This is a genomic window from Shewanella morhuae, from assembly GCF_900156405.1.
GTDB lineage: Bacteria > Pseudomonadota > Gammaproteobacteria > Enterobacterales > Shewanellaceae > Shewanella > Shewanella morhuae.
The window spans coordinates 120,183-140,447 of record NZ_FTNN01000008.1; the positions used below are offsets into that span (position 1 = coordinate 120,183).

Below are 20,265 nucleotides of genomic sequence, written 5' to 3' on the forward strand. Positions count from 1 at the left end.
CATGGTATAAAACTCTTTACTTTCCTTGCTGCAACTGGCACTTACGAGGATATCTGCACAAAAAAAACATAATTTGCATTCTGTGATGTTTGTATTTGACATTTCCCGCGAGTATACTTGCCTCCGCCTAATAATGGCCGCAAACAACGATTATAAAACACGCTTTATTTAGAAATTAAATAATCTGTGCCCAGATAGTTAACTGTTTGTTTAAACTTTGCTTTTGTGTTTACTTTTGCCTTAAATTACCTATTGGTTTAAAGTTTGTACAAAAGCGGTTCACATAACAAAAAAATGCTCAATGGAGCTGAGTGAGCAGAACGTGAAAAAGCAAAGACCTGTCCATTTAGATCTGCAGACCATTCGCTTTCCTGCAACAGCGATTGTGTCAATTCTTCACCGTGTTTCCGGTGTCATCATGCTGTTCGCAGTTGGCATTCTTATTTGGTTGCTAAATTCATCTTTAGCATCCGCAGAAAGCTTTGCTGGCGTTCAGTCTCTATTTGATCACTTCATCATGAAGTTCATCATATGGGGTATTTTGACGGCATTAGCCTTCCATTTATTTGGTGGCCTGCGCCACTTAGTAATGGATACCGGACGTTGGGAAGAGTTGGCTTCGGGTACCGTATCAGCGAAAGCTGTGTTTGTATTGACGGTAGCCTTTTCAATTGTAGCGGGGATATGGGTATGGTAACCAATGCAGCAAGTTTTGGACGCAGTGGAGTTCATGACTTTATTCTTATACGCGCTAGTGCAGTGATCCTCGCCTGTTATTCTATATTTTTAGTAGGCTTTATTGCATGTAGTTCCCCTCTCACTTACGATGTCTGGCATAGTCTATTTAGCACGCTACCAATGAAAGTGTTTACACTTCTTGCGTTGGTAGCATTGCTCGTACACGCTTGGATTGGTGTATGGCAAGTGCTGACAGATTACGTCAAGTGCACGTCGTTACGTGGTGTTTTACAGTTCATCTTTGTCGTTACCGTATTTTGTTATTTAGCGGCCGGCATTGTTATTGTGTGGGGTGTCTAAGTGAGTATTCCAGTACGCGAATTTGATGCTGTAGTGATCGGTGCCGGCGGCGCTGGTATGCGTGCAGCGCTGCAAATTTCTAAAGAAGGTAAAAGCTGTGCGCTTTTATCAAAAGTATTCCCAACACGTTCTCATACCGTATCTGCGCAGGGTGGTATTACCGTTGCATTAGGTAACGCCCATGAAGATCATTGGGAACAGCATATGTACGATACCGTGAAAGGTTCCGATTTTATCGGCGACCAAGAAGCGATTGAATTCATGTGTAAAACCGGTCCTGAAGCGGTTATTGAACTTGAGCAAATGGGTTTACCTTTTTCTCGTTTTGATAACGGCACTATTTACCAACGTCCTTTTGGTGGTCAATCTAGAAACTTTGGTGGCGAGCAAGCTGCACGTACTGCAGCCGCGGCTGACCGTACTGGTCATGCTTTGCTTCACTGTTTATACCAGCAAAACGTTAAGCATAAAACGCAAGTATTCTCAGAATGGTATGCATTAGATCTCGTTAAAAACGAGGATGATGTCGTTGTGGGTTGTACTGCGATTGAAATTGAAACGGGTGATATCGTTTATTTCAAAGCTAAAGCAACAATTCTAGCAACAGGTGGAGCAGGGCGTATCTACGCTTCTACCACTAACGCACATATCAACACCGGTGACGGCGTAGGTATGGCGATGCGTGCTGGCGTACAAATGCAAGATATGGAAATGTGGCAGTTCCACCCAACGGGCATCGCCGGTGCGGGTGTACTTGTGACTGAAGGTTGTCGTGGTGAAGGCGGTTATCTGCTGAACAAAGACGGCGAGCGATTTATGGAGCGTTATGCCCCTAACGCGAAAGATTTGGCATCACGCGACGTGGTTGCACGTTCAATGATGACTGAAATCCGCGAAGGTCGTGGTTTAGACGGTCCATTAGGTCCACATCTGTTACTTAAGCTTGATCACTTAGGCAAAGAAACACTTGAGGCACGTTTACCAGGCGTGTGTGAATTGTCTCGTACTTTTGCTCATATCGATCCGGCTGATGGCCCAATCCCTGTATTGCCAACCTGTCACTATATGATGGGCGGTTTGCCAACTAAGGTCAGTGGTCAAGTTATTCGCAAGAATGAAGATGGCACTGAACATGACATCATTGGCCTGTTTGCTGTAGGTGAGATTGCCTGTGTATCGGTACATGGTGCTAATCGCTTAGGTGGTAACTCATTGCTCGACTTAGTGGTCTTTGGCCGCGCAGCGGGTCAGCATTTAGGTAAAGCCTTAGATGAAACTGACGATCCAAAAGACGCAAGCGATGCCAATGTTCAAGCATCACTCGCGCGTTTAAATCGTTGGGAAAGCAACAAAGATGGCGAAGATCCTGCGCAAATCCGTAAGGATCTGCAACTGTGTATGCAGTTAAACTTCTCGGTATTCCGTCGTGGCGATGCTATGGCTGAAGGCTTAGCGCAGTTGAAAGTGATCCGTGAACGTCTTGCGAATGCTAAATTGTCTGATAACTCTCGTGAGTTCAATACTCAACGTATTGAATGCTTAGAGTTAGATAACTTAATGGCAACGGCAATCGCAACGGCCTATGCAGCTAACTTCCGTACTGAAAGCCGCGGTGCTCACTCACGTGAAGATTATTTAGAACGTGATGATGAGAACTGGTTATGCCACAGCTTATTTGATCCTGCGACTGAAATGATGGATCGTCGTGCAGTCAACATGGCACCTAAGCTACGTGAAGCATTCCCGCCGAAGAAACGTACCTACTAGGAGTTGCAAAGATGAAATTGACATTTGCAGTTTATCGCTACAATCCTGATGTAGATACTAAACCGTATATGCAGGATTACAACTTAGAAGTGGCTGAAGGCTCAGACATGATGGTGCTTGATGCACTGATCAAGTTGAAAGAGCAAGATCCAACTTTGTCATTCCGTCGCTCGTGCCGTGAAGGTGTGTGTGGTAGTGATGGCGTCAACATGAATGGTAAAAATGGTTTGGCTTGTATTACGCCAATTTCAACCTTTAAAGGTAAGAAATTAGAAATACGTCCATTACCAGGGATGCCAGTTGTTCGTGACTTAGTTGTTGATTTAACTCAGTTCTATAAGCAGTATGAGAAGATCAAGCCTTACCTCATCAATGATGAGAAAGCACCAGCCCGTGAACACTTACAATCACCTGAAGAGCGTGCTCATTTAGATGGTCTGTACGAATGTATCATGTGTGCCTGTTGTTCTACGGCTTGCCCATCATTCTGGTGGAATCCTGATAAGTTTATCGGTCCAAGCGGTCTGCTTCATGCTTACCGTTTCTTGATCGACAGTCGCGACACAGCAACAGAAGAACGTTTATCTGAGCTGGACGACGCCTATAGCGTGTTCCGTTGCCACGGCATCATGAACTGCGTTGACGTGTGTCCAAAAGGTCTTAATCCGACTAAAGCAATTGGTCATATTAAGTCCATGCTGTTGAAGCGAGCAGTGTAATGCGAGAACCCGAGCTGAAACCAATAATAATATAGCTCTCAAAGAGTCACTTTCTGGAAGCAGAAGGTGGCTCTTTTGCGTATGTAATGGATGACAACGCGCCGTATATCTGGATATCTAGGGGCGGCAGAATTATGCGTCGAAGGTAATCTCTACTGACTGCATATTTAATACTATGGCTAAGCACGTGTATAAAGTTTGAAAGGAATAGAAATGCACCAAGGCATCATGAAAGCCTGGCTCGAATCATCTCACTTAAGTGGCGCTAATTCGACCTACGTAGAAGAGATGTATGAAGCCTATCAAGAAGACCCACAATCAGTTGCTGATGACTGGCGTGCGGTATTTGATAATCTCCCTCCTGTGAATGGTGCTGCTGTTGATGCGCCTGAAGCTGCTCACTCAAAAGTACGTGATTATTTTCGCAGTTTAGCGTTAGAAGGACGCCATAAGAGCTCTGCTCGCGTGACCGATCCTGATATGGATGCTAAGCAAGTAAAAGTCCTGCAATTAATTAACGCCCATCGTTTTCGTGGTCACCAAGGTGCGAACCTTGATCCGCTTGAACTGTGGAAACGCGAGCCCGTTGCTGATTTAGATCCCGCCTTCCACGGCTTGACTAAAGAAGATATGGCTAGCGAGTTTAATACCGGTTCTTTTGCTCATGATGGTGAAACCATGAAACTCGCGGATTTGGTAACAGCGCTCAAAGCCACTTATTGTGGTTCTATCGGTGCTGAATATATGCATATTACCGATACCGATGAGAAACGCTGGATCCAGCAACGCCTCGAGCCTTCCCTAGGTAAAGCCAGTTACGATAAAAGTATTAAGACACGCATTCTTGAAGGCTTAAACGCTGCAGAGGGCATTGAAAAATACTTAGGCGCTAAATTCCCTGGTGCGAAACGTTTCTCGCTAGAGGGCGGCGATGCATTAGTACCTATGATGCGCGAAATTATTTATCGTGCAGGCGAAGCGGGCACCAAAGAAATCGTCATTGGTATGGCGCATCGTGGTCGTCTAAACGTATTAGTGAACGTGTTAGGTAAGCGTCCAGCCGAACTGTTTGACGAGTTCGCCGGTAAGCATGCCGATACTCATGGTTCTGGTGACGTTAAGTACCATCAAGGTTTCTCTTCAGATTTCGAAACGCCAGGTGGCAATGTGCATTTAGCACTGGCCTTTAACCCATCGCATCTTGAAATTGTTAACCCTGTGGTAATTGGTTCTGTTCGTGCCCGTCAAGACCGCCGCGGTTGCAAAGATGGCTTACAAGTTATGCCGATTACTATTCACGGTGACTCTGCGATAGCAGGTCAAGGGATAGTACAAGAGACATTTAACATGTCTCAAACCCGTGGCTTTAAAGTGGGCGGTAGTATTCGCATTGTAGTGAATAACCAAGTGGGTTTCACTACGTCTAACCATGCGGACGTGCGTTCGACTGAATACTGTACTGACATTGCTAAGATGGTTCAGGCACCGATTTTCCACGTAAATTCTGACGATCCTGAAGCGGTGGCCTTTGTGTCACAGTTAGCGGTTGATTATCGTAATGAATTTAAACGTGATGTGGTGATTGAATTAGTCTGTTATCGCCGTCATGGTCATAACGAAGCCGATGAGCCAAGTGCAACTCAGCCATTGATGTATGCCAAGATTAAAAAACATGCCACTCCACGTAAGATTTATGCTGACAAGCTTATCGCTGACAATGTGATTGCTGCCGATGAAGTGACAGGCTTAATCAACAATTACCGTGATGCATTAGATCAAGGTGACTGTGTGGTTAAAGAATGGCGTCCAATGACGAAACATTCTGTTGACTGGGCACCATTTATCGGTCGTGAATGGGATGAGACGTATCAAGCTGCTATGTCGGTTGAGCGTCTACAGAATCTTGCTGACAAAATGAGTTATGTGCCAGAAAACCACCCCGTACAGTCACGTGTAGCTAAGATTTATAGCGATCGGGTAGCAATGGCTAAAGGCGAGAAGCTCCTTGATTGGGGTTTTGCAGAAACCTTGGCTTATGCCTCGATTGTTGAAGACAACAAGCGCGTGCGCATTACTGGTCAAGATTCTGGCCGTGGTACTTTCTTCCATCGTCATGCGGTAGTGCACAATCAAAATGATGGCACGACTTACATGCCTCTGCGCAATGTAAATGAAACACAAGGCCCGATTGATATTACTGACTCAGTATTATCTGAAGCGTCTGTATTAGCATTTGAATATGGTTATGCCACGACTGAACCTGGCGGTTTAACCATTTGGGAAGCGCAGTTTGGTGACTTTGCTAACTGTGCCCAAGTGGTTATCGACCAATTTTTATCCTCGGGTGAGCAAAAGTGGGGCCGTTTATGTGGTCTGACTATGCTGTTACCCCATGGATATGAAGGTCAAGGCCCTGAGCATTCAAGCGCTCGTTTAGAGCGTTTCTTGCAGATGTGCGCTAACCACAATATGCAAGTGTGTGTGCCTTCTACGCCTGCACAGGTTTACCATATGTTGCGCCGCCAAGTGGTGCGTCCTATGCGTCGACCTTTGGTCGTTATGTCTCCTAAGTCTTTGCTACGTCACCCATTAGCGGTTTCTAGTTTAGAAGAGTTGGCAAACGGTAGTTTCCAAAACGTGATTGGTGAAATCGATACGTTGGAAGCCAGCAAAGTTGACCGCGTCGTATTCTGTAGTGGTAAGGTTTACTTTGAACTACTGGAAAAACGCCGTAAAGAAAATATCACTAACGTCGCGCTAATTCGTGTTGAACAGTTATATCCGTTCCCACATGATGAAATGATCGTTGCTCTGGCGGATTACCAACATGTGAAAGACTTTGTTTGGTGTCAGGAAGAGCCTCAGAACCAAGGTGCTTGGTACTCTAGTCAACACCATTTCTGGGCCGCGGTTCCTGTTGGTGCACAGTTAACTTATGCCGGTCGTGAAGCGTCAGCTGCGCCCGCATGTGGTTATCCTGAGCTGCACGCACATCAGCAAGAATCTTTAGTGAACAGTGCCCTAAAATTTACAACTGCACTGTAGTAATAGACATTTTATAAAAGGATAGTTTTTCATGAGTATCGAAATCAAGGTACCTGTACTACCAGAATCTGTTGCCGATGCCACAATTGCCACTTGGCATGTCAAAGTGGGTGAGCAAGTTTCTCGTGATCAAAACCTGGTTGATATTGAAACCGATAAAGTGGTTCTTGAAGTGGTCGCGCCAGAAGATGGCTACATTGGTGAGTTTCTATTTGAAGAAGGCGCCACTGTTCTGGGTGAACAAGTGATTGCTAAATTCATCGCTGGCGCCGTATCGGGTAAAGAAGTCACTAAAGCACAAGCTGAAGCGGCAACACCTGTTGTTGCAACAAGCGATGAAAGCAGTGATGCCTTAAGCCCATCAGTACGCCGTTTACTGGCTGAGCACAATGTTGATGCCAGTAAAGTAAAAGGCACTGGTGTGGGTGGTCGTATTACTAAAGAAGACGTTGAAGCTTTCGTTAAGACGGCTCCAAAGGCCGCTTCTACAGCAGCGCCAGCAGTGGCGCCGTTAGCGGCTGGTCGTAGCGAGAAACGTGTGCCTATGTCACGTTTACGCAAAACCATCGCTAACCGTTTGTTAGAAGCTAAAAACTCTACCGCTATGCTCACAACGTTTAACGAAGTGAACATGAAGCCTATTATGGATATCCGTAAGCAATACCAAGATATCTTTGAAAAGCGCCATGGTATTCGTTTAGGCTTTATGTCTTTCTACATCAAAGCGGTGACTGAAGCGCTAAAACGCTTCCCAGAAGTCAACGCGTCTATTGATGGCGATGATATCGTTTATCACAACTATTTTGACATCAGCATCGCTGTATCAACGCCACGTGGTCTGGTAACACCAGTATTACGTGACACAGATACCATGAACTTAGCTGAAATCGAAAAAGCAGTCCGTGACTTAGCGCTTAAAGGTCGTGACGGTAAGCTGACTGTGGCTGACATGACTGGCGGTAACTTCACTGTGACTAACGGTGGTGTTTTCGGTTCACTGATGTCGACACCAATTCTTAACCTGCCACAAAGCGCGATTTTAGGCATGCATGCCATTAAAGATCGTCCTATGGCAGTCAATGGTCAGGTTGAAATCCTGCCCATGATGTACCTAGCACTCTCATATGACCATCGTATTGTTGATGGCCGTGAGTCTGTTGGTTTCTTGGTAGCGATTAAAGACTTCCTTGAAGACCCAACACGTCTGCTGCTTGATCTGTAAGCCAACTCGATAAGAGATTGCGCTTAACGAAATAGCCAGACATACCCTCGTGACTGGCCCAATTGGGCCAGTTGGATTTGATTAGAAGTATACGGATAGATCATCATGAATTTGCATGAGTATCAGGCAAAATCCCTATTTGCCGAATATGGTTTACCAGTGTCAGAAGGTTTTGCATGTGATACAGCCCAAGAAGCTGTAGAAGCGGCAGGCCATATTGGCGGAAATTTATGGGTTGTTAAGTGTCAAGTACACGCAGGCGGCCGCGGTAAAGCAGGTGGCGTTAAAGTCACTGGCGATAAAGAAGAAATCAGAGCCTTTGCCGAACACTGGTTAGGCAAAAATCTGGTGACTTACCAAACTGACGAGAAAGGTCAGCCAGTTGCTAAAATTTTAGTAGAAAGCTGCACCGACATCGCTAACGAACTGTACTTAGGTGCGGTTGTTGACCGCGCGACTCGTCGCGTTGTGTTCATGGCATCGACTGAAGGTGGCGTGGAAATTGAGAAAGTGGCAGAAGAAACGCCAGAACTCATCCACACAGCAATTATTGATCCTTTGACTGGTCCACAAGGCTTTCAAGCCCGTGATCTTGGCTTCAAGTTAGGCTTAAACCCAACGCAAATGAAGCAGTTCACTAAGATTTTCATGGGTCTGGCGAACATGTTCGTTGAGCATGATTTTGCACTCTTAGAAATCAACCCACTGGTTATTACCACTGAAGGCAACTTACACTGCCTAGACGGTAAAATCGGTATTGATGGTAACGCTCTGTACCGTCAACCAAAAATCAAAGGCATGCACGATCCATCACAAGATGATGCCCGCGAAGCTCATGCGGCTAAGTTCGAACTGAACTACGTTGCATTAGACGGTAACGTTGGCTGTATGGTTAACGGTGCTGGTCTGGCTATGGGTACCATGGATATCGTTAACTTGCATGGTGGCAAGCCAGCGAACTTCCTAGACGTAGGCGGCGGCGCGACTAAAGAACGTGTAGCAGAAGCTTTCAAAATCATTCTGTCTGACAGCAATGTGAAAGCAGTTCTGGTTAACATCTTCGGCGGTATCGTCCGTTGTGACATGATTGCAGAAGGTATCATTGGCGCCGTTAAAGAAGTCGGCGTTAAAGTACCAGTTGTAGTCCGTTTAGAAGGTACTAACGCTGAACTTGGCCGTGAAGTACTGGCTAAATCAGGTCTTGATATCATTGCAGCGACCAGTCTGACTGATGCGGCTGAGCAAGTTGTTAAAGCTGCGGAGGGCAAATAATGTCTGTCTTAATCAATAAAGATACTAAGGTAATTTGCCAAGGTTTCACTGGCGGTCAAGGTACATTCCACTCACAACAAGCTATCGATTACGGTACGCAAATGGTGGGCGGTGTGTCTCCTGGTAAGGGCGGTCAAACGCATTTAGGTCTGCCAGTGTTTAACACTGTGAAAGACGCTGTAGCTGCTACTGGCGCGACTGCTTCTGTGATCTATGTACCGGCACCATTTTGTAAAGATGCCATTCTTGAAGCTATCGACGGTGGCATTGAGCTTATCGTATGTATCACTGAAGGCATCCCTACGCTGGATATGCTGCAAGTTAAAGTTAAACTTGAAGAAACTGGCGTTCGCATGATTGGCCCTAACTGCCCAGGTGTTATCACCCCAGGTGAATGTAAGATTGGCATCATGCCTGGTCACATTCACTTACGCGGCAAAGTGGGTATCGTTTCACGTTCAGGTACGCTGACCTATGAAGCGGTTAAGCAAACGACTGATGAAGGTTTCGGCCAATCTACTTGCGTAGGTATCGGTGGCGATCCAATCCCAGGCACTAACTTCATCGACGTATTGGAAATGTTCCAAAACGATCCACAGACTGAAGCGATTGTGATGATCGGTGAAATCGGTGGCAATGCTGAAGAAGAAGCGGCTGCTTACATCAAAGCACACGTAACTAAGCCTGTTGTGTCTTACATTGCTGGTGTTACTGCACCTGCTGGTAAGCGTATGGGCCACGCTGGCGCGATTATCGCTGGCGGTAAAGGTACTGCAGAAGACAAATTTGCTGCACTAGAAGCAGCGGGTGTGACAACTGTCCGCTCGCTTGCTGATATCGGCAAAGCGCTGCGTATTCGCACTGGTTGGTAAGTTAAACCGTTCGATACCAAAAGGCGCCTAAGGCGCCTTTTTTATTGGGCTTAATTTGATTTATGTGACTTAGCTTAAATGAAATAGGACTAAGCTAACATTTTGAAGACTAGATATTTTTCTTTATAAAGGTTAGATTGATGTCTCTCGGAGAGACAATTGCTTTTATCTGTGGCGGGGGTCATCTCCAGTTGAACCATTAACCGTAATCTACATGATTATGGCTTCAGTGCTGTCTCAGAAATAAATCTTTTGTTTAATTATGTCACACGTTTGCAGCCCTTGGCTGCGGGCGTATTTGTTTTATGGATGCTTACTGCATTAAAGCAGGTAAGCCACTAAGTTGATGTTAGCCATAATAATCGGCTTAAACATCACGCTTTTATGAGGGAAAGACTGTGAACACACCTAAAATCATTATTTCTGAAATCGATTTAGAAAGGCTAGAACGATTATTAGAGTCACTCCCGGCAAATGCGTTTCCGGGTAAAGCAGCATTAGAAGCAGAATTAGACCGTGCAGACATAGTACCCGCAGCTCAAGTGCCTGCAAATGTTGTCACTATGAATTCGGAAGTAAAGTTTAGCGTTTCATCCAGTAATGAAACCTTTTGTTTGCGTTTAGTGTACCCAAAAGATGTTAATGGTGCAGGGACGATTTCAATCTTAGCTCCAGTAGGTGGCGCATTATTAGGGCTATCTCAGGGAGAAGAGATTGAATGGCCAGGTTCCGGCGGTTCTGTTATTAAAGTGCGTATTGAAGAAATATTGTATCAACCTGAGCGTAGTGGTGATTTTCACCGCTAAACTTGCATTGGCGTAGCGTCACTGACTTTACGCCATTTTTTTGTGTGTTAATCATTCGCGGATTTTTAAATATTATTTTTAGAAGGTACAACAATGATTACCCAAACTGAACGATTAATTATTCGGCCATTTACCGAGCAAGATTGTGATGCGTTGTTCTTAATGAACAGTAATCCTGCAATGTTGAAATTTATTCCTACGCCAGCTTTTGCATCTCCTGAGCAGGCAGTTGAGTTATTTCATCAGGTTATTAAAGTTGATTACCAACTACATGGTTTTGGGCGTTGGGCGGTAGAACACAAAGCCGATAAGCGAGTGATCGGTTTTTGTGGTCCTAAATTTATTCCAGAATTTAACGAAGTTGAACTCGGTTATCGTTATTTTCCCGAATATTGGGGACAGGGTATTGGTGTTGAGGCCGCATTAGCGGCGGTGGCTGAATTTAGCCGTTTGGGAATTGAGCAATTTATCGCGCTGATCCTAGAAGGAAATATTGGTTCAGAAAGGGTTGCTCAACGTGTGGGGATGCACTGGCGTGAACAAAATCAGTTTATGGGGCATAAGGTTAATATTTACGGCCGATTACTATCACCCTAGTTACGCGATATAAAGTGAATAAAAAACCAGCTTAGGCTGGTTTTTGTTTTAATCGGTATCCAAAGTAGTGGCCGATTATTCGTCGTTATGCTCACAAGTCTCATTGGTGCAGTGACCATAGAGATACAAGCTGTGATTTGATAGCTTGATATTGTGTCTCTTGGCTATGTCATCTTGGCGGCGCTCAATCACGTCGTCTGAAAACTCAATGACTTTGCCGCAACTTAAGCAAACTAAGTGATCATGGTGGTGTTGAGTTGAAAGTTCAAATACGGCTTTACCACTTTCAAAATGGTGGCGGCTGACAATACCGGCATCATCGAATTGATTTAACACGCGATAAACGGTAGCTAAACCAATTTCCTCGCCTAAATCCAACAACTTTTTGTACAAATCCTCTGCACTGATATGTTGGTTTTCAGGTCCTTGCATCAGTTCTAGGATCTTAACTCGTGGCAGGGTAATTTTCAAACCCGCTTTTTTTAGCGCTTGATTTCCGTCTGTCATTGCTAATCTCTTGATTGCAGAACCAATAGGTTCATCCGTGTATAGTGTTTGCCATTATAGGGGCTTGGGTTAGAAACTTAAACCTTTGTTCTGGCTTTATGGCGCTATATGCAGATAAATTGTATCAATAGGCGTTGAATCACAATATTTTACGGCAATTCAAGCATAGTTTTTGTATGGTTATACCAAGGAATAGTATTCACGGCGCTTAGCATCAGTGAGAATCACCCTAATAAAAATTATAAGGAATTAGCATGTACCAGCAAATAGTCGTGTTAACTGGCGCGGGGATCTCTGCTGAGTCAGGATTACGCACCTTTCGTGATCAAGATGGTCTCTGGGAGGAACATCATATTGAAGACGTTGCCACGCCTGAGGGCTATGAGCGTGACGTTGAATTGGTTGAGCGATTTTATAATAGTCGTTGGCAGCAATTACACAGTGGAACGGTTGAGCCTAATGCAGCGCACTTAGCCTTGGCTAGGCTAGAGGCGGAGTTTACAGGACAATTACTCATTATTACGCAGAATGTTGACGACCTGCATGAGCGTGCAGGCTCGCGACGTTTATTGCACATGCATGGCGAACTTTCTAAAGGACGCTGTCCACGTTCGCGGCAAACGTTTATTTTACGTGATCCGTTTGGACCGAAAAATTGTTGTACCTGTTGTATTCCTGCCCAGCGCTTACGCCCCCATATAGTCTGGTTCGGTGAAATGCCCTTAGGCATGGATAGGATCCACGATGCGCTAGATCATTGTGATTTATTTATCGCTATTGGCACTTCGGGTACGGTATATCCAGCAGCAGGCTTTGTGGATGCGGCTAATCATCACGGCGCACAAACGGTTGAAGTGAATATGATCCCCCCCGATAGACACTGTCAGTTTCAATACCATCTTACAGGTAAAGCTGGAGAATTGGTGCCTCAGTTAGTTAATACAATTTTAGCCGGAAGGGTGATTAGTAGTGAGCCAAATTTATGAGTGAAAACATAGCCATCATTATGCGCGGCTTACCGGGTAGTGGTAAGTCACATTGGGTTGAGCGCTTTATATTATCTCTACCTTTAGATAACGCTATTAGTGTGCGGCAGCGCGGTATTTTTTCTACCGATAGTTTTTTCTATCACCAAGATAGATATCTGTTCGACGCGAAGAAGTTACCTGAGTATCACCAATGTAACTTAGCTGGCTTTATTCAAGCGCTGTCATCAAGTGAACCTATCGTGATTTGTGATAATACAAATCTATGTCGCTGGGAGTACATTGCCTATGAGGCTGCTGCTAAGGCCTTAGGTTATCAAGTGAGAATTGTGCTTGTAGGTGAACCTAGTAATCGGGCTCATCAACTTGAGTGCGCAGCGCGAAACCGACATGGCGTTCCCTTGGTACAAATTCAGCGAATGGCAGCAATGTTTGAAGATTTTTAACGGTAACGGCTATTATGCTCAAAATTGCGATGCTATTGGCATAACCGATGTGATACGCACCCTGTGATGTTTTATCCTAATTAAGCCTGTATATTTCGTCTCAATACTTTGCTTCATATGCATCTATCACTGTGATATTTGTCTTATCTCTTTGACGATGGAGCTTAAGCTTGATCCCAAAGACAGTTTATTCACTGAAGTCAGCGTATAATATGTGGGTTCATATGAATAATACTTCAATAACTACAAGCATTTGCATACACGATAGCGCGTAAGTTGCATTAGAATAAGAGGAAAGGGCGTGCTAACTAAAATATTATTAACAATCCTAGTGATTGCGGGAGCTTGGTTTTTGCTGCTAAAGCGTACCCGTCTTATACAACCCCAGGTGATTAACATCGCTGACAAGCCATTGGGCAGCTCTCTGTGGCGTCGATATCTACTCACAGGCATATTTGTGGTACTCGGACTTGGTTTATTGAGCTACAGTGTCTGGTATTGGCGCGATCAACATCGTGTTGTTACAGTAAAAATAGTGTCACCAAATGCGGCTAATAATGGTGAGTATCGTGTGCGAAAAGGTGATATTTCAGATTCTAAAATGGTGACACTTGATGGTATCCATATTCGCTTTTCAACCCAAGAACGGTTGGCCATTATTGAAACGGACTAGGGCACATTTATTTTACTAAATTATCCTCCCCGCCTTTTCATTACCAACTTATGCGGTAAACTAGCGACAATTTTTTAGCCTGCACTTAAGTAGAATCTTTAACTTAAGTTGTTTTCAGGAGGACAAATGATAACTGCTTATGTCTATGAAAATCGTCACCTTAGCGTGACTGAGCTTGGGGTACTGGACAGTATTCCCTCATCGACCATTTGGTTAGATCTGTATAAACCGGATGATGCTGAGCGTACATGGTTAAGTCATTTTTCTGTTGAGGAAGTACCAGACGAAGAAGATATTAATGAAATTGAGGCATCGGCACGTTTTTATCAAAACAGTGATGGGTTACATATCAATTCATTATTCCCCCAGCGTGTCGGTCAGGATGTGCGCGGCGTAAACATCTCTTTTAACCTCAGGGCTAATTTTTTACTCACCATTCGTGAGGATGACGTCGGTTTAATCAGATTATTGCGTAACTATTTGCGTCTAGGACGGCTAGAGGTATCGACGCCACAGGAGCTATTTCTCGAACTCTTTAATCTGAAAGTGGAACATCTGTCTGATTTAATCGAAGATGTCTACACAGTGCTGGAAAACGTCGGTGAGCAGGTATTTGATAATGATAAATTAGACGATGTATTTAAGCTCATTACTTTGCAAGAAGATTCTAATGGGAAAATTCGTTTAAGTTTGCTCGATACCCAGCGGTCATTGCGCTATATGCAGCGTTACTACCGTGGTCAGTTATCCGATGAACACTTGAAAGATTTACGGGAGATGTTGTCGGATATCGAATCCTTGATGCCCCACAGCCAGTTTATTTTCGACAAGTTAAACTTCTTACTTGATGCAGCTATGGGTTTTAGTGGTTTGCAACAGAATAAAATTATTAAAATATTCTCGGTTGCCGCGGTGGTATTTTTACCCCCGACATTAATCGCCAGTAGCTATGGGATGAACTTTGCGATTATGCCCGAGCTTGCGTGGCAATACGGGTATCCTATGGCGATTGTGATGATGGTAGCCAGTGCAGCAGGCACGTACTTTTTCTTCAAACGTAAACATTGGTTGTAAATCAATACCTTAATCTTGCTGGCGGTGGTTGGCGAACATTAGAATAGCAATAAAAAGGGCGAATAATTAATTCGCCCTTTTTATTCAATAATTGGCATGCCTAAATAGCAGAGTTACGCTAGAGATTTGGCTCCAGCCCAGAATATGACTGATTAAAAATAAATCAATTTATCCATTGTAATTAATGCATAACGGCTTTCAATACTTAATATGTGCTAAATATCGAGTAATCTAAGATGAACATAATCTCATTAGTATTACTTTACAATTAGTTAACGAACATGCCAGCATAAGCCTATTATTAATCAATTCTTTGAGTATGTATGGACTTTATTGAAATATACCCCAATGCGTTGCCTGATGATTTGTGCGACCGCCTCATCGCGGCATTCGAGCAACATAACGGCGTTGTCGATGGGCAAACGGGCAACGGTGTTGATCCAGAAAAGAAAATCAGTCGTGATTTAACTTTAGACAATTTTACTGATTTACAGCCTTTGAAAAATGAGCTTTTAGGTCACACCTTAGTGGGGGCTGTGGATTATTTTTCTCAGTATTCGATGGCGTTAATGGGCGCGGTTGCTGTGTCAGTAAATGATGAACAAGGACAGCCAACGACATTAACTCCGGCTAACTTTACTACGCTTGGCGTGCCTAGAGCCGATGGACTGGTAAGATATTTATATCGTAGTGGTAGTATTAATATTCAGAAGTATCAGCAAAATAAGGGCGGCTATCCCCATTGGCATTCTGAGCAGTTTCCACAGAATGGTCATAACGAAGCTTTGCACCGTGTTGTATTGTATATGTTTTATTTAAATGATGTTGAAGAGGGTGGTGAAACTGAATTCTACTATCAACAACGTAAAATATCTCCTAAAAAAGGCACTATGGTCATCGCCCCCGCAGGATTTACTCACTCACATCGAGGTAATAGACCCATCAGTGGTGATAAATACATTGTCACCTCTTGGCTTATGTTTAATCGCGCTGAAAAGTTATATGCCATTATTGCTTGAACCTATTCTAGTTGAATTAGGCAGGAGGAATACAGATCCTAAAGAGTGCCCCTTCTAAACGGCTTTCTTCTATTCTTAAGCTACCACCGTAGCTGTGGACGATTTCATCACATACGGCTAGGCCAATACCTTGTCCCGGTGATTGAGTGTCTGCACGGACACCGCGCTGAATAATTTTTTGTTTCAGTTTTTCTTCAACACCTGGCCCGTCATCTTCGACAATCAACTCAAATTCTCCCAGTGGATTAATGTGCGCACTTACGTGAACTTGGCTAATACATAGCCGAAATGCATTTTCCATGAGGTTGCCACATAATTCCATTAAATCGCCTTTGTTACCCGGAAACATTAAATTAGGGCTGATATTGGCACTAAACTGAACTTGTTTATCGCGGTAAATCTTAAATAACATTTGTGCCAGTTGATCGACTAATGGCGCAATAGCTGTTTGTTCTTGTTTTAGACCTTGGCGACCAAGCATGGCTCGTTTAAGTTGATATTTTACCAACTGATCCATTTGGCTCACCTGTTCCATGATCTTTTCACTCGCAGATTGCTTATTTAAACTGGCGTCGTCAGTAATGGCATGCACCGCGGCTAAGCGAGTTTTTAAGCTGTGTGCTAGGTCATTCATCGCATTTTGATAACGTTCTTGCTGGGCACTGGATTGTTGTAACATCTGGTTAAGTGCTTGGGTGACGCCTTCTAGCTCGACAGGATAACCTTCTGAAAGTGATTTGCTTTTACCTTGGTTAATCGATTGCAACTCATTTTTCATTCGCACTAGCGGCCGCATTCCCCAATAGGCTGCGCTAATTAATAGAATGAGAGCTAAAGCTAAAACCATGGCCAAGCGGATATAGGTACGTTTACTAAATTTACTGTATTCTTGCTCGAGTTTAGCCGCATCTTTCATTACGAGCAGATTATAATGCTCGCCTGCAATATCTACCGCGAGCAGATAAACAAAGTAACCTCTGTCATCAGCCATAGTGAGATAGTAGGGCGGGGAATCATTACGAATTTCGTTAAAACGCTCGCAGGTATCAAATAGGCCGCGATCGACAGCTAATGACGAAGTCCAGACCTGTTTAAACTTTTCATCACAGCTGGCAATCACATAGCGCTCTTGTTTATTATTTTCTTCTAGCCAAGCACTGGTATCAGGGATCAAATCATGCTCGCGTAATTCTGCGGCCACTTGGGGAATTTCGGCAATCAGTTGCGCGGTTTCTTCGTTATAACTATTCTGCGCGTGCAAAATGTTTACCATCCAAGCTAGACCAAAACCCACTAAGGCAATAATCGAGAGGGAGGTGATAAACATGCGCGTCAGTAGGCGTTTTTTAAATTTCACTCTTAATGGCATGGCAGATTAAATTTATATCCTTGGCCACGAATGGTTAATATCGGGTTATCAATACTATCGTGGGTGAGTTTTTTACGTAGGCGGCTGACCATCACTTCAATTGTGTTGGGATCACCTTCCTTGTCACCATAAATAACATCGAGCAAGCGCTGCTTCGCTACCACTTCATGGCAATGCCGCATTAAGTATTCAAGGATTAAATATTCAAAGGCGGTGATTTCCATTATTTCATCACCAAGCGTGACTTGCTTAGCCGCGAGGTCGAGTTTTAATTCGCCACTACAAATAACCGGTTTGACAAACCCTGCACTACGGCGCACGAGAGCATCAAGCCTTGCAACCAGCTCTTCTTTTTGAAACGGTTTTACTAAGTAGTCATCGGCACCCGCATTAAGACCTTCAACTTTGTCTTGCCAGTTCACTCGCGCTGTAAGGATTAATATTGGCGCTTTAAGTTCGGCTGCACGTAATTGTTGAATTAAGCTAATACCATCTTGATCCGGGAGGCCTAAATCGATGATAGCAACATCAATGGGATAATTTGTAGCCTGATAAAATCCTTCTTTGGCGGTTAACGCCACTTGAACCTGATTACCAAGATCGCTTAACTGTACTTTTAAATGATGGGATAAAATTAGATCATCCTCAACGACTAAAATTCTCATATATGCATGCCTTAAAGTGGATGAGTTAAATCTTTGCAAATAAGTTTACGCAAAATCACATCAATAACCAAATTAGAATGCCAGCATATGCCAGCAGAACTTAACCTCTGCTGACCGAGCTGAAGCAATGATTAAAATAAAGACTCTTTGATAACGCAGGCTACATACAAAGGTTAACGTAGCGAAGATGGACCCCAGGAGAACTTTTGTTTTCTAATGCGCAAAATACCATTGACACACATAATCGCTCCAAAGGTAAATAGCATCACCGCCATCATAATAAAAGATAATCTTAGCCAAGGCGTTTCTTGTACTAGCCGAATTTGAACGGCTTCGATGGCTGTAACGCCCCAAACGGCAAACACACTAATAAACAGAACAATTTGTAATAATCTGAGTAAATATAATGATCTGAATAGTAAGGCTAGAGGCGCTAGCGCAAAAGGAATAGCAAAATTAATTTGTTCATAACGTAGAAAATGTGCGCTCAATAACCAGCACGCTAGCAAGATCCAAATAACTCTCCACCACATATTTTTACTCCATTTTGCGTATAAAACTAAAAAAAGATAATGTATCGAAAAATAACTTACCGTTCTATTGGTATGTTCACGTTTTATTAATCTGAAGATGTCGGTTTAATTGGTTATGAAATAAAACGCCCAACATGGTGTGGGCGTAATGTGTATATCAAAATTAAGGTATTTAAGCGAGGTTATGAACCATCGAAATTAGCCGAAATTTTACCAGCTTGAGTATTATTAAATACTGCTTCGTTAAATTCGCCCTCAGATTTAGCAATGATCACCGTAGCCACACAATCACCGGTTACGTTAACTGCCGTGCGCACCATATCTAACAGGCGATCTACACCAATAATCAAAGCAATACCTTCGACAGGTAAACCGACTTGGTTAAGTACCATTGCCAGCATAATAAGTCCTACACCTGGTACGCCTGCGGTGCCAATAGAGGCCAACGTTGCGGTAACTACTACAGCAGCATAATCAGTGAGTGAGAGCTCAATACCAAAAACCTGTGCAATAAATACAGTGGCCACACCTTGCATGATTGCTGTGCCATCCATGTTAATGGTTGCACCTAAGGGCAGCGTAAAAGCGGCAATCTTATTATCGACACCTAGTCTATGTTCTGAGGCTTCTATGGTAATGGGTAAAGTGGCATTTGAACTTGCCGTTGAAAAGGCAAACAACTGCACATCACGCATTTTCCGAATAAATATTAAGGGATTGAGACCAGAGAAGAGTTTTAAAAGTGTAGGGTAAACAATAAAGGCATGAACCAGTAAAACACCGAGAACCACGAAAAAATACTTAACGACACTCTCAAATGTTCCTAAACCGAGCGTTAACGCAAGTTTTGCCATCAGCGCAAACACACCATAAGGTGCAAGCTGCATGATTAATGTTACGACACGCATGATGACTTCATTTAAATCTTCAAATAAAGCAGCTACGCGTTTACCACGCTCACCAATATGTGCAATTGCAAAGCCAAAAATAACTGCAAAAATAATAATTTGCAGCATATTCCCTTCGCTCAATGCCTGCATCGGATTAGTGGGCACTATATTGATAAGAACGCTTGAAAGACTTGGCGCTTCTTTGGCTATGTACTCCATTTTCTCTGTAGCCAGTGAAGCATTCCCTGGATGTATGAGGACGGCACTAACAATCGCAACTACGAGAGCAATTGCGGTGGTGAATAAATAGAAGGCGAGAGTTTTACCTCCTAAACGTCCCAATTTTGAAGGTTCACTCAGTGAGCAAGTTCCGCAAACTAAGGAAATAAAAACTAAGGGAACCACGAGCATTTTTAAACTAGAGATGAAAATAGTGCCAATAACGTGTAAGAAACCTTCAGTAATATAGTCATTAACAATATCACTTTCCGGGAAGGCAATGCGCAGTACGAGGCCCAAAGCAATGCCTGCTCCCATGCCAATTAGAATTTTACTTGTAAGGCCTAGTTTATTTTTTTTCAAAATTGCCATAGAGAGTCCTGTGGGTGCTTATAAGTTTTATTTTTTCGCGTGCCCAAGACTAGCAAGAAAAACTAGAATATGAAATGTCATTTCACGTTAAAGTATTGCGTGTAAAATCGATGGAAAATGATATTAAAATAGCTATGTTATGTGAAAAAAGTGTAATATTAAGCTATAAGTCAT

At 43.5% G+C, this 20,265-nt stretch carries 20 protein-coding genes; 15 read left to right on the top strand and 5 right to left on the bottom strand.

Annotated elements, in window-relative coordinates; all coding sequences use genetic code 11:
* Window positions 1–301: 301 nt before the first annotated feature.
* From sdhC to BW947_RS11295, 10 genes are all read left to right on the top strand, one after another.
* Entirely contained in the window at window positions 302–697 is a 396-nt protein-coding gene (gene sdhC, locus BW947_RS11250) for a succinate dehydrogenase, cytochrome b556 subunit (RefSeq protein WP_076499620.1), read from the top strand.
* Window positions 691–1,038, top strand: coding sequence for a succinate dehydrogenase, hydrophobic membrane anchor protein (sdhD, locus tag BW947_RS11255; RefSeq protein WP_076499621.1), 348 nt, complete (start codon window positions 691–693; stop codon window positions 1,036–1,038). The genes sdhC and sdhD overlap by 7 nt, the downstream gene beginning before the upstream one ends.
* The gene (gene sdhA / locus BW947_RS11260) at window positions 1,039–2,805 is read left to right on the top strand and encodes a succinate dehydrogenase flavoprotein subunit (RefSeq protein WP_076499623.1); all 1,767 of its coding nucleotides are present in this window, start codon (window positions 1,039–1,041) and stop codon (window positions 2,803–2,805) included. It begins immediately after the preceding gene.
* Window positions 2,806–2,816: 11 nt separating this feature from the next.
* Window positions 2,817–3,524, top strand: coding sequence for a succinate dehydrogenase iron-sulfur subunit (locus tag BW947_RS11265; RefSeq protein WP_076499625.1), 708 nt, complete (start codon window positions 2,817–2,819; stop codon window positions 3,522–3,524).
* Window positions 3,525–3,737: 213 nt separating this feature from the next.
* Entirely contained in the window at window positions 3,738–6,569 is a 2,832-nt protein-coding gene (gene sucA / locus BW947_RS11270; RefSeq protein ID WP_076499627.1) for a 2-oxoglutarate dehydrogenase E1 component, read from the top strand.
* A gap of 31 nt (window positions 6,570–6,600) precedes the next feature.
* Entirely contained in the window at window positions 6,601–7,791 is a 1,191-nt protein-coding gene (odhB, locus tag BW947_RS11275) for a 2-oxoglutarate dehydrogenase complex dihydrolipoyllysine-residue succinyltransferase (protein ID WP_076499629.1), read from the top strand.
* A gap of 105 nt (window positions 7,792–7,896) precedes the next feature.
* Window positions 7,897–9,063, top strand: coding sequence for an ADP-forming succinate--CoA ligase subunit beta (gene sucC / locus BW947_RS11280; RefSeq protein WP_076499631.1), 1,167 nt, complete (start codon window positions 7,897–7,899; stop codon window positions 9,061–9,063).
* The gene (sucD, locus tag BW947_RS11285) at window positions 9,063–9,935 is read left to right on the top strand and encodes a succinate--CoA ligase subunit alpha (RefSeq protein WP_076499633.1); all 873 of its coding nucleotides are present in this window, start codon (window positions 9,063–9,065) and stop codon (window positions 9,933–9,935) included. Before sucC ends, sucD begins: the two co-directional genes overlap by 1 nt.
* Window positions 9,936–10,333: 398 nt before the next feature.
* Window positions 10,334–10,741: a nucleoside diphosphate kinase regulator gene (rnk, locus tag BW947_RS11290; protein ID WP_076499635.1), complete on the top strand. Its 408-nt coding sequence runs from the start codon at window positions 10,334–10,336 to the stop codon at window positions 10,739–10,741.
* Window positions 10,742–10,834: 93 nt separating this feature from the next.
* Entirely contained in the window at window positions 10,835–11,338 is a 504-nt protein-coding gene (locus BW947_RS11295; protein ID WP_076499637.1) for a GNAT family N-acetyltransferase, read from the top strand.
* Window positions 11,339–11,413: 75 nt separating this feature from the next.
* Here the strand turns inward: BW947_RS11295 and fur are convergent, their stop codons facing one another.
* Window positions 11,414–11,845: a ferric iron uptake transcriptional regulator gene (fur, locus tag BW947_RS11300; RefSeq protein ID WP_076499638.1), complete on the bottom strand. Its 432-nt coding sequence runs from the start codon at window positions 11,843–11,845 to the stop codon at window positions 11,414–11,416.
* 254 nt (window positions 11,846–12,099) lie between these two features.
* Between fur and cobB the strand changes: the two genes are divergently transcribed.
* The 5 genes from cobB (at window position 12,100) to BW947_RS11325 (ending at window position 16,043) form a co-directional block, all read left to right on the top strand.
* The gene (gene cobB / locus BW947_RS11305) at window positions 12,100–12,831 is read left to right on the top strand and encodes a Sir2 family NAD+-dependent deacetylase (RefSeq protein WP_076499639.1); all 732 of its coding nucleotides are present in this window, start codon (window positions 12,100–12,102) and stop codon (window positions 12,829–12,831) included.
* Window positions 12,828–13,277, top strand: a complete 450-nt coding sequence (locus BW947_RS11310; protein WP_076499640.1) for an ATP-binding protein — start codon at window positions 12,828–12,830, stop codon at window positions 13,275–13,277. The genes cobB and BW947_RS11310 overlap by 4 nt, the downstream gene beginning before the upstream one ends.
* Before the next feature lie 301 nt (window positions 13,278–13,578).
* On the top strand, window positions 13,579–13,950 hold the full coding sequence (locus BW947_RS11315) for a hypothetical protein (RefSeq protein ID WP_076499641.1): 372 nt from the start codon (window positions 13,579–13,581) through the stop codon (window positions 13,948–13,950).
* Window positions 13,951–14,076: 126 nt separating this feature from the next.
* A complete protein-coding gene (gene corA, locus BW947_RS11320; protein WP_076499642.1) occupies window positions 14,077–15,024 on the top strand; it encodes a magnesium/cobalt transporter CorA in 948 nt (315 codons plus the stop codon).
* A 323-nt stretch (window positions 15,025–15,347) separates the two neighbouring features.
* Window positions 15,348–16,043, top strand: coding sequence for a 2OG-Fe(II) oxygenase family protein (locus tag BW947_RS11325; RefSeq protein WP_076499643.1), 696 nt, complete (start codon window positions 15,348–15,350; stop codon window positions 16,041–16,043).
* Window positions 16,044–16,059: 16 nt separating this feature from the next.
* Here BW947_RS11325 and BW947_RS11330 read toward each other — a convergent pair whose 3' ends face one another.
* From BW947_RS11330 to BW947_RS11345, 4 genes are all read right to left on the bottom strand, one after another.
* Window positions 16,060–17,412 carry an ATP-binding protein gene (locus BW947_RS11330; protein ID WP_076499644.1) on the bottom strand — a complete coding sequence of 451 codons (1,353 nt, stop codon included), beginning with the start codon at window positions 17,410–17,412 and terminating at the stop codon, window positions 16,060–16,062.
* Window positions 17,403–18,077, bottom strand: coding sequence for a response regulator (locus tag BW947_RS11335; RefSeq protein WP_076499645.1), 675 nt, complete (start codon window positions 18,075–18,077; stop codon window positions 17,403–17,405). The genes BW947_RS11330 and BW947_RS11335 overlap by 10 nt, the downstream gene beginning before the upstream one ends.
* A gap of 173 nt (window positions 18,078–18,250) precedes the next feature.
* Entirely contained in the window at window positions 18,251–18,610 is a 360-nt protein-coding gene (locus tag BW947_RS11340) for a hypothetical protein (RefSeq protein WP_076499646.1), read from the bottom strand.
* Window positions 18,611–18,792: 182 nt separating this feature from the next.
* Window positions 18,793–20,091 carry a dicarboxylate/amino acid:cation symporter gene (locus BW947_RS11345; protein WP_076499647.1) on the bottom strand — a complete coding sequence of 433 codons (1,299 nt, stop codon included), beginning with the start codon at window positions 20,089–20,091 and terminating at the stop codon, window positions 18,793–18,795.
* Window positions 20,092–20,265: the final 174 nt, after the last annotated feature.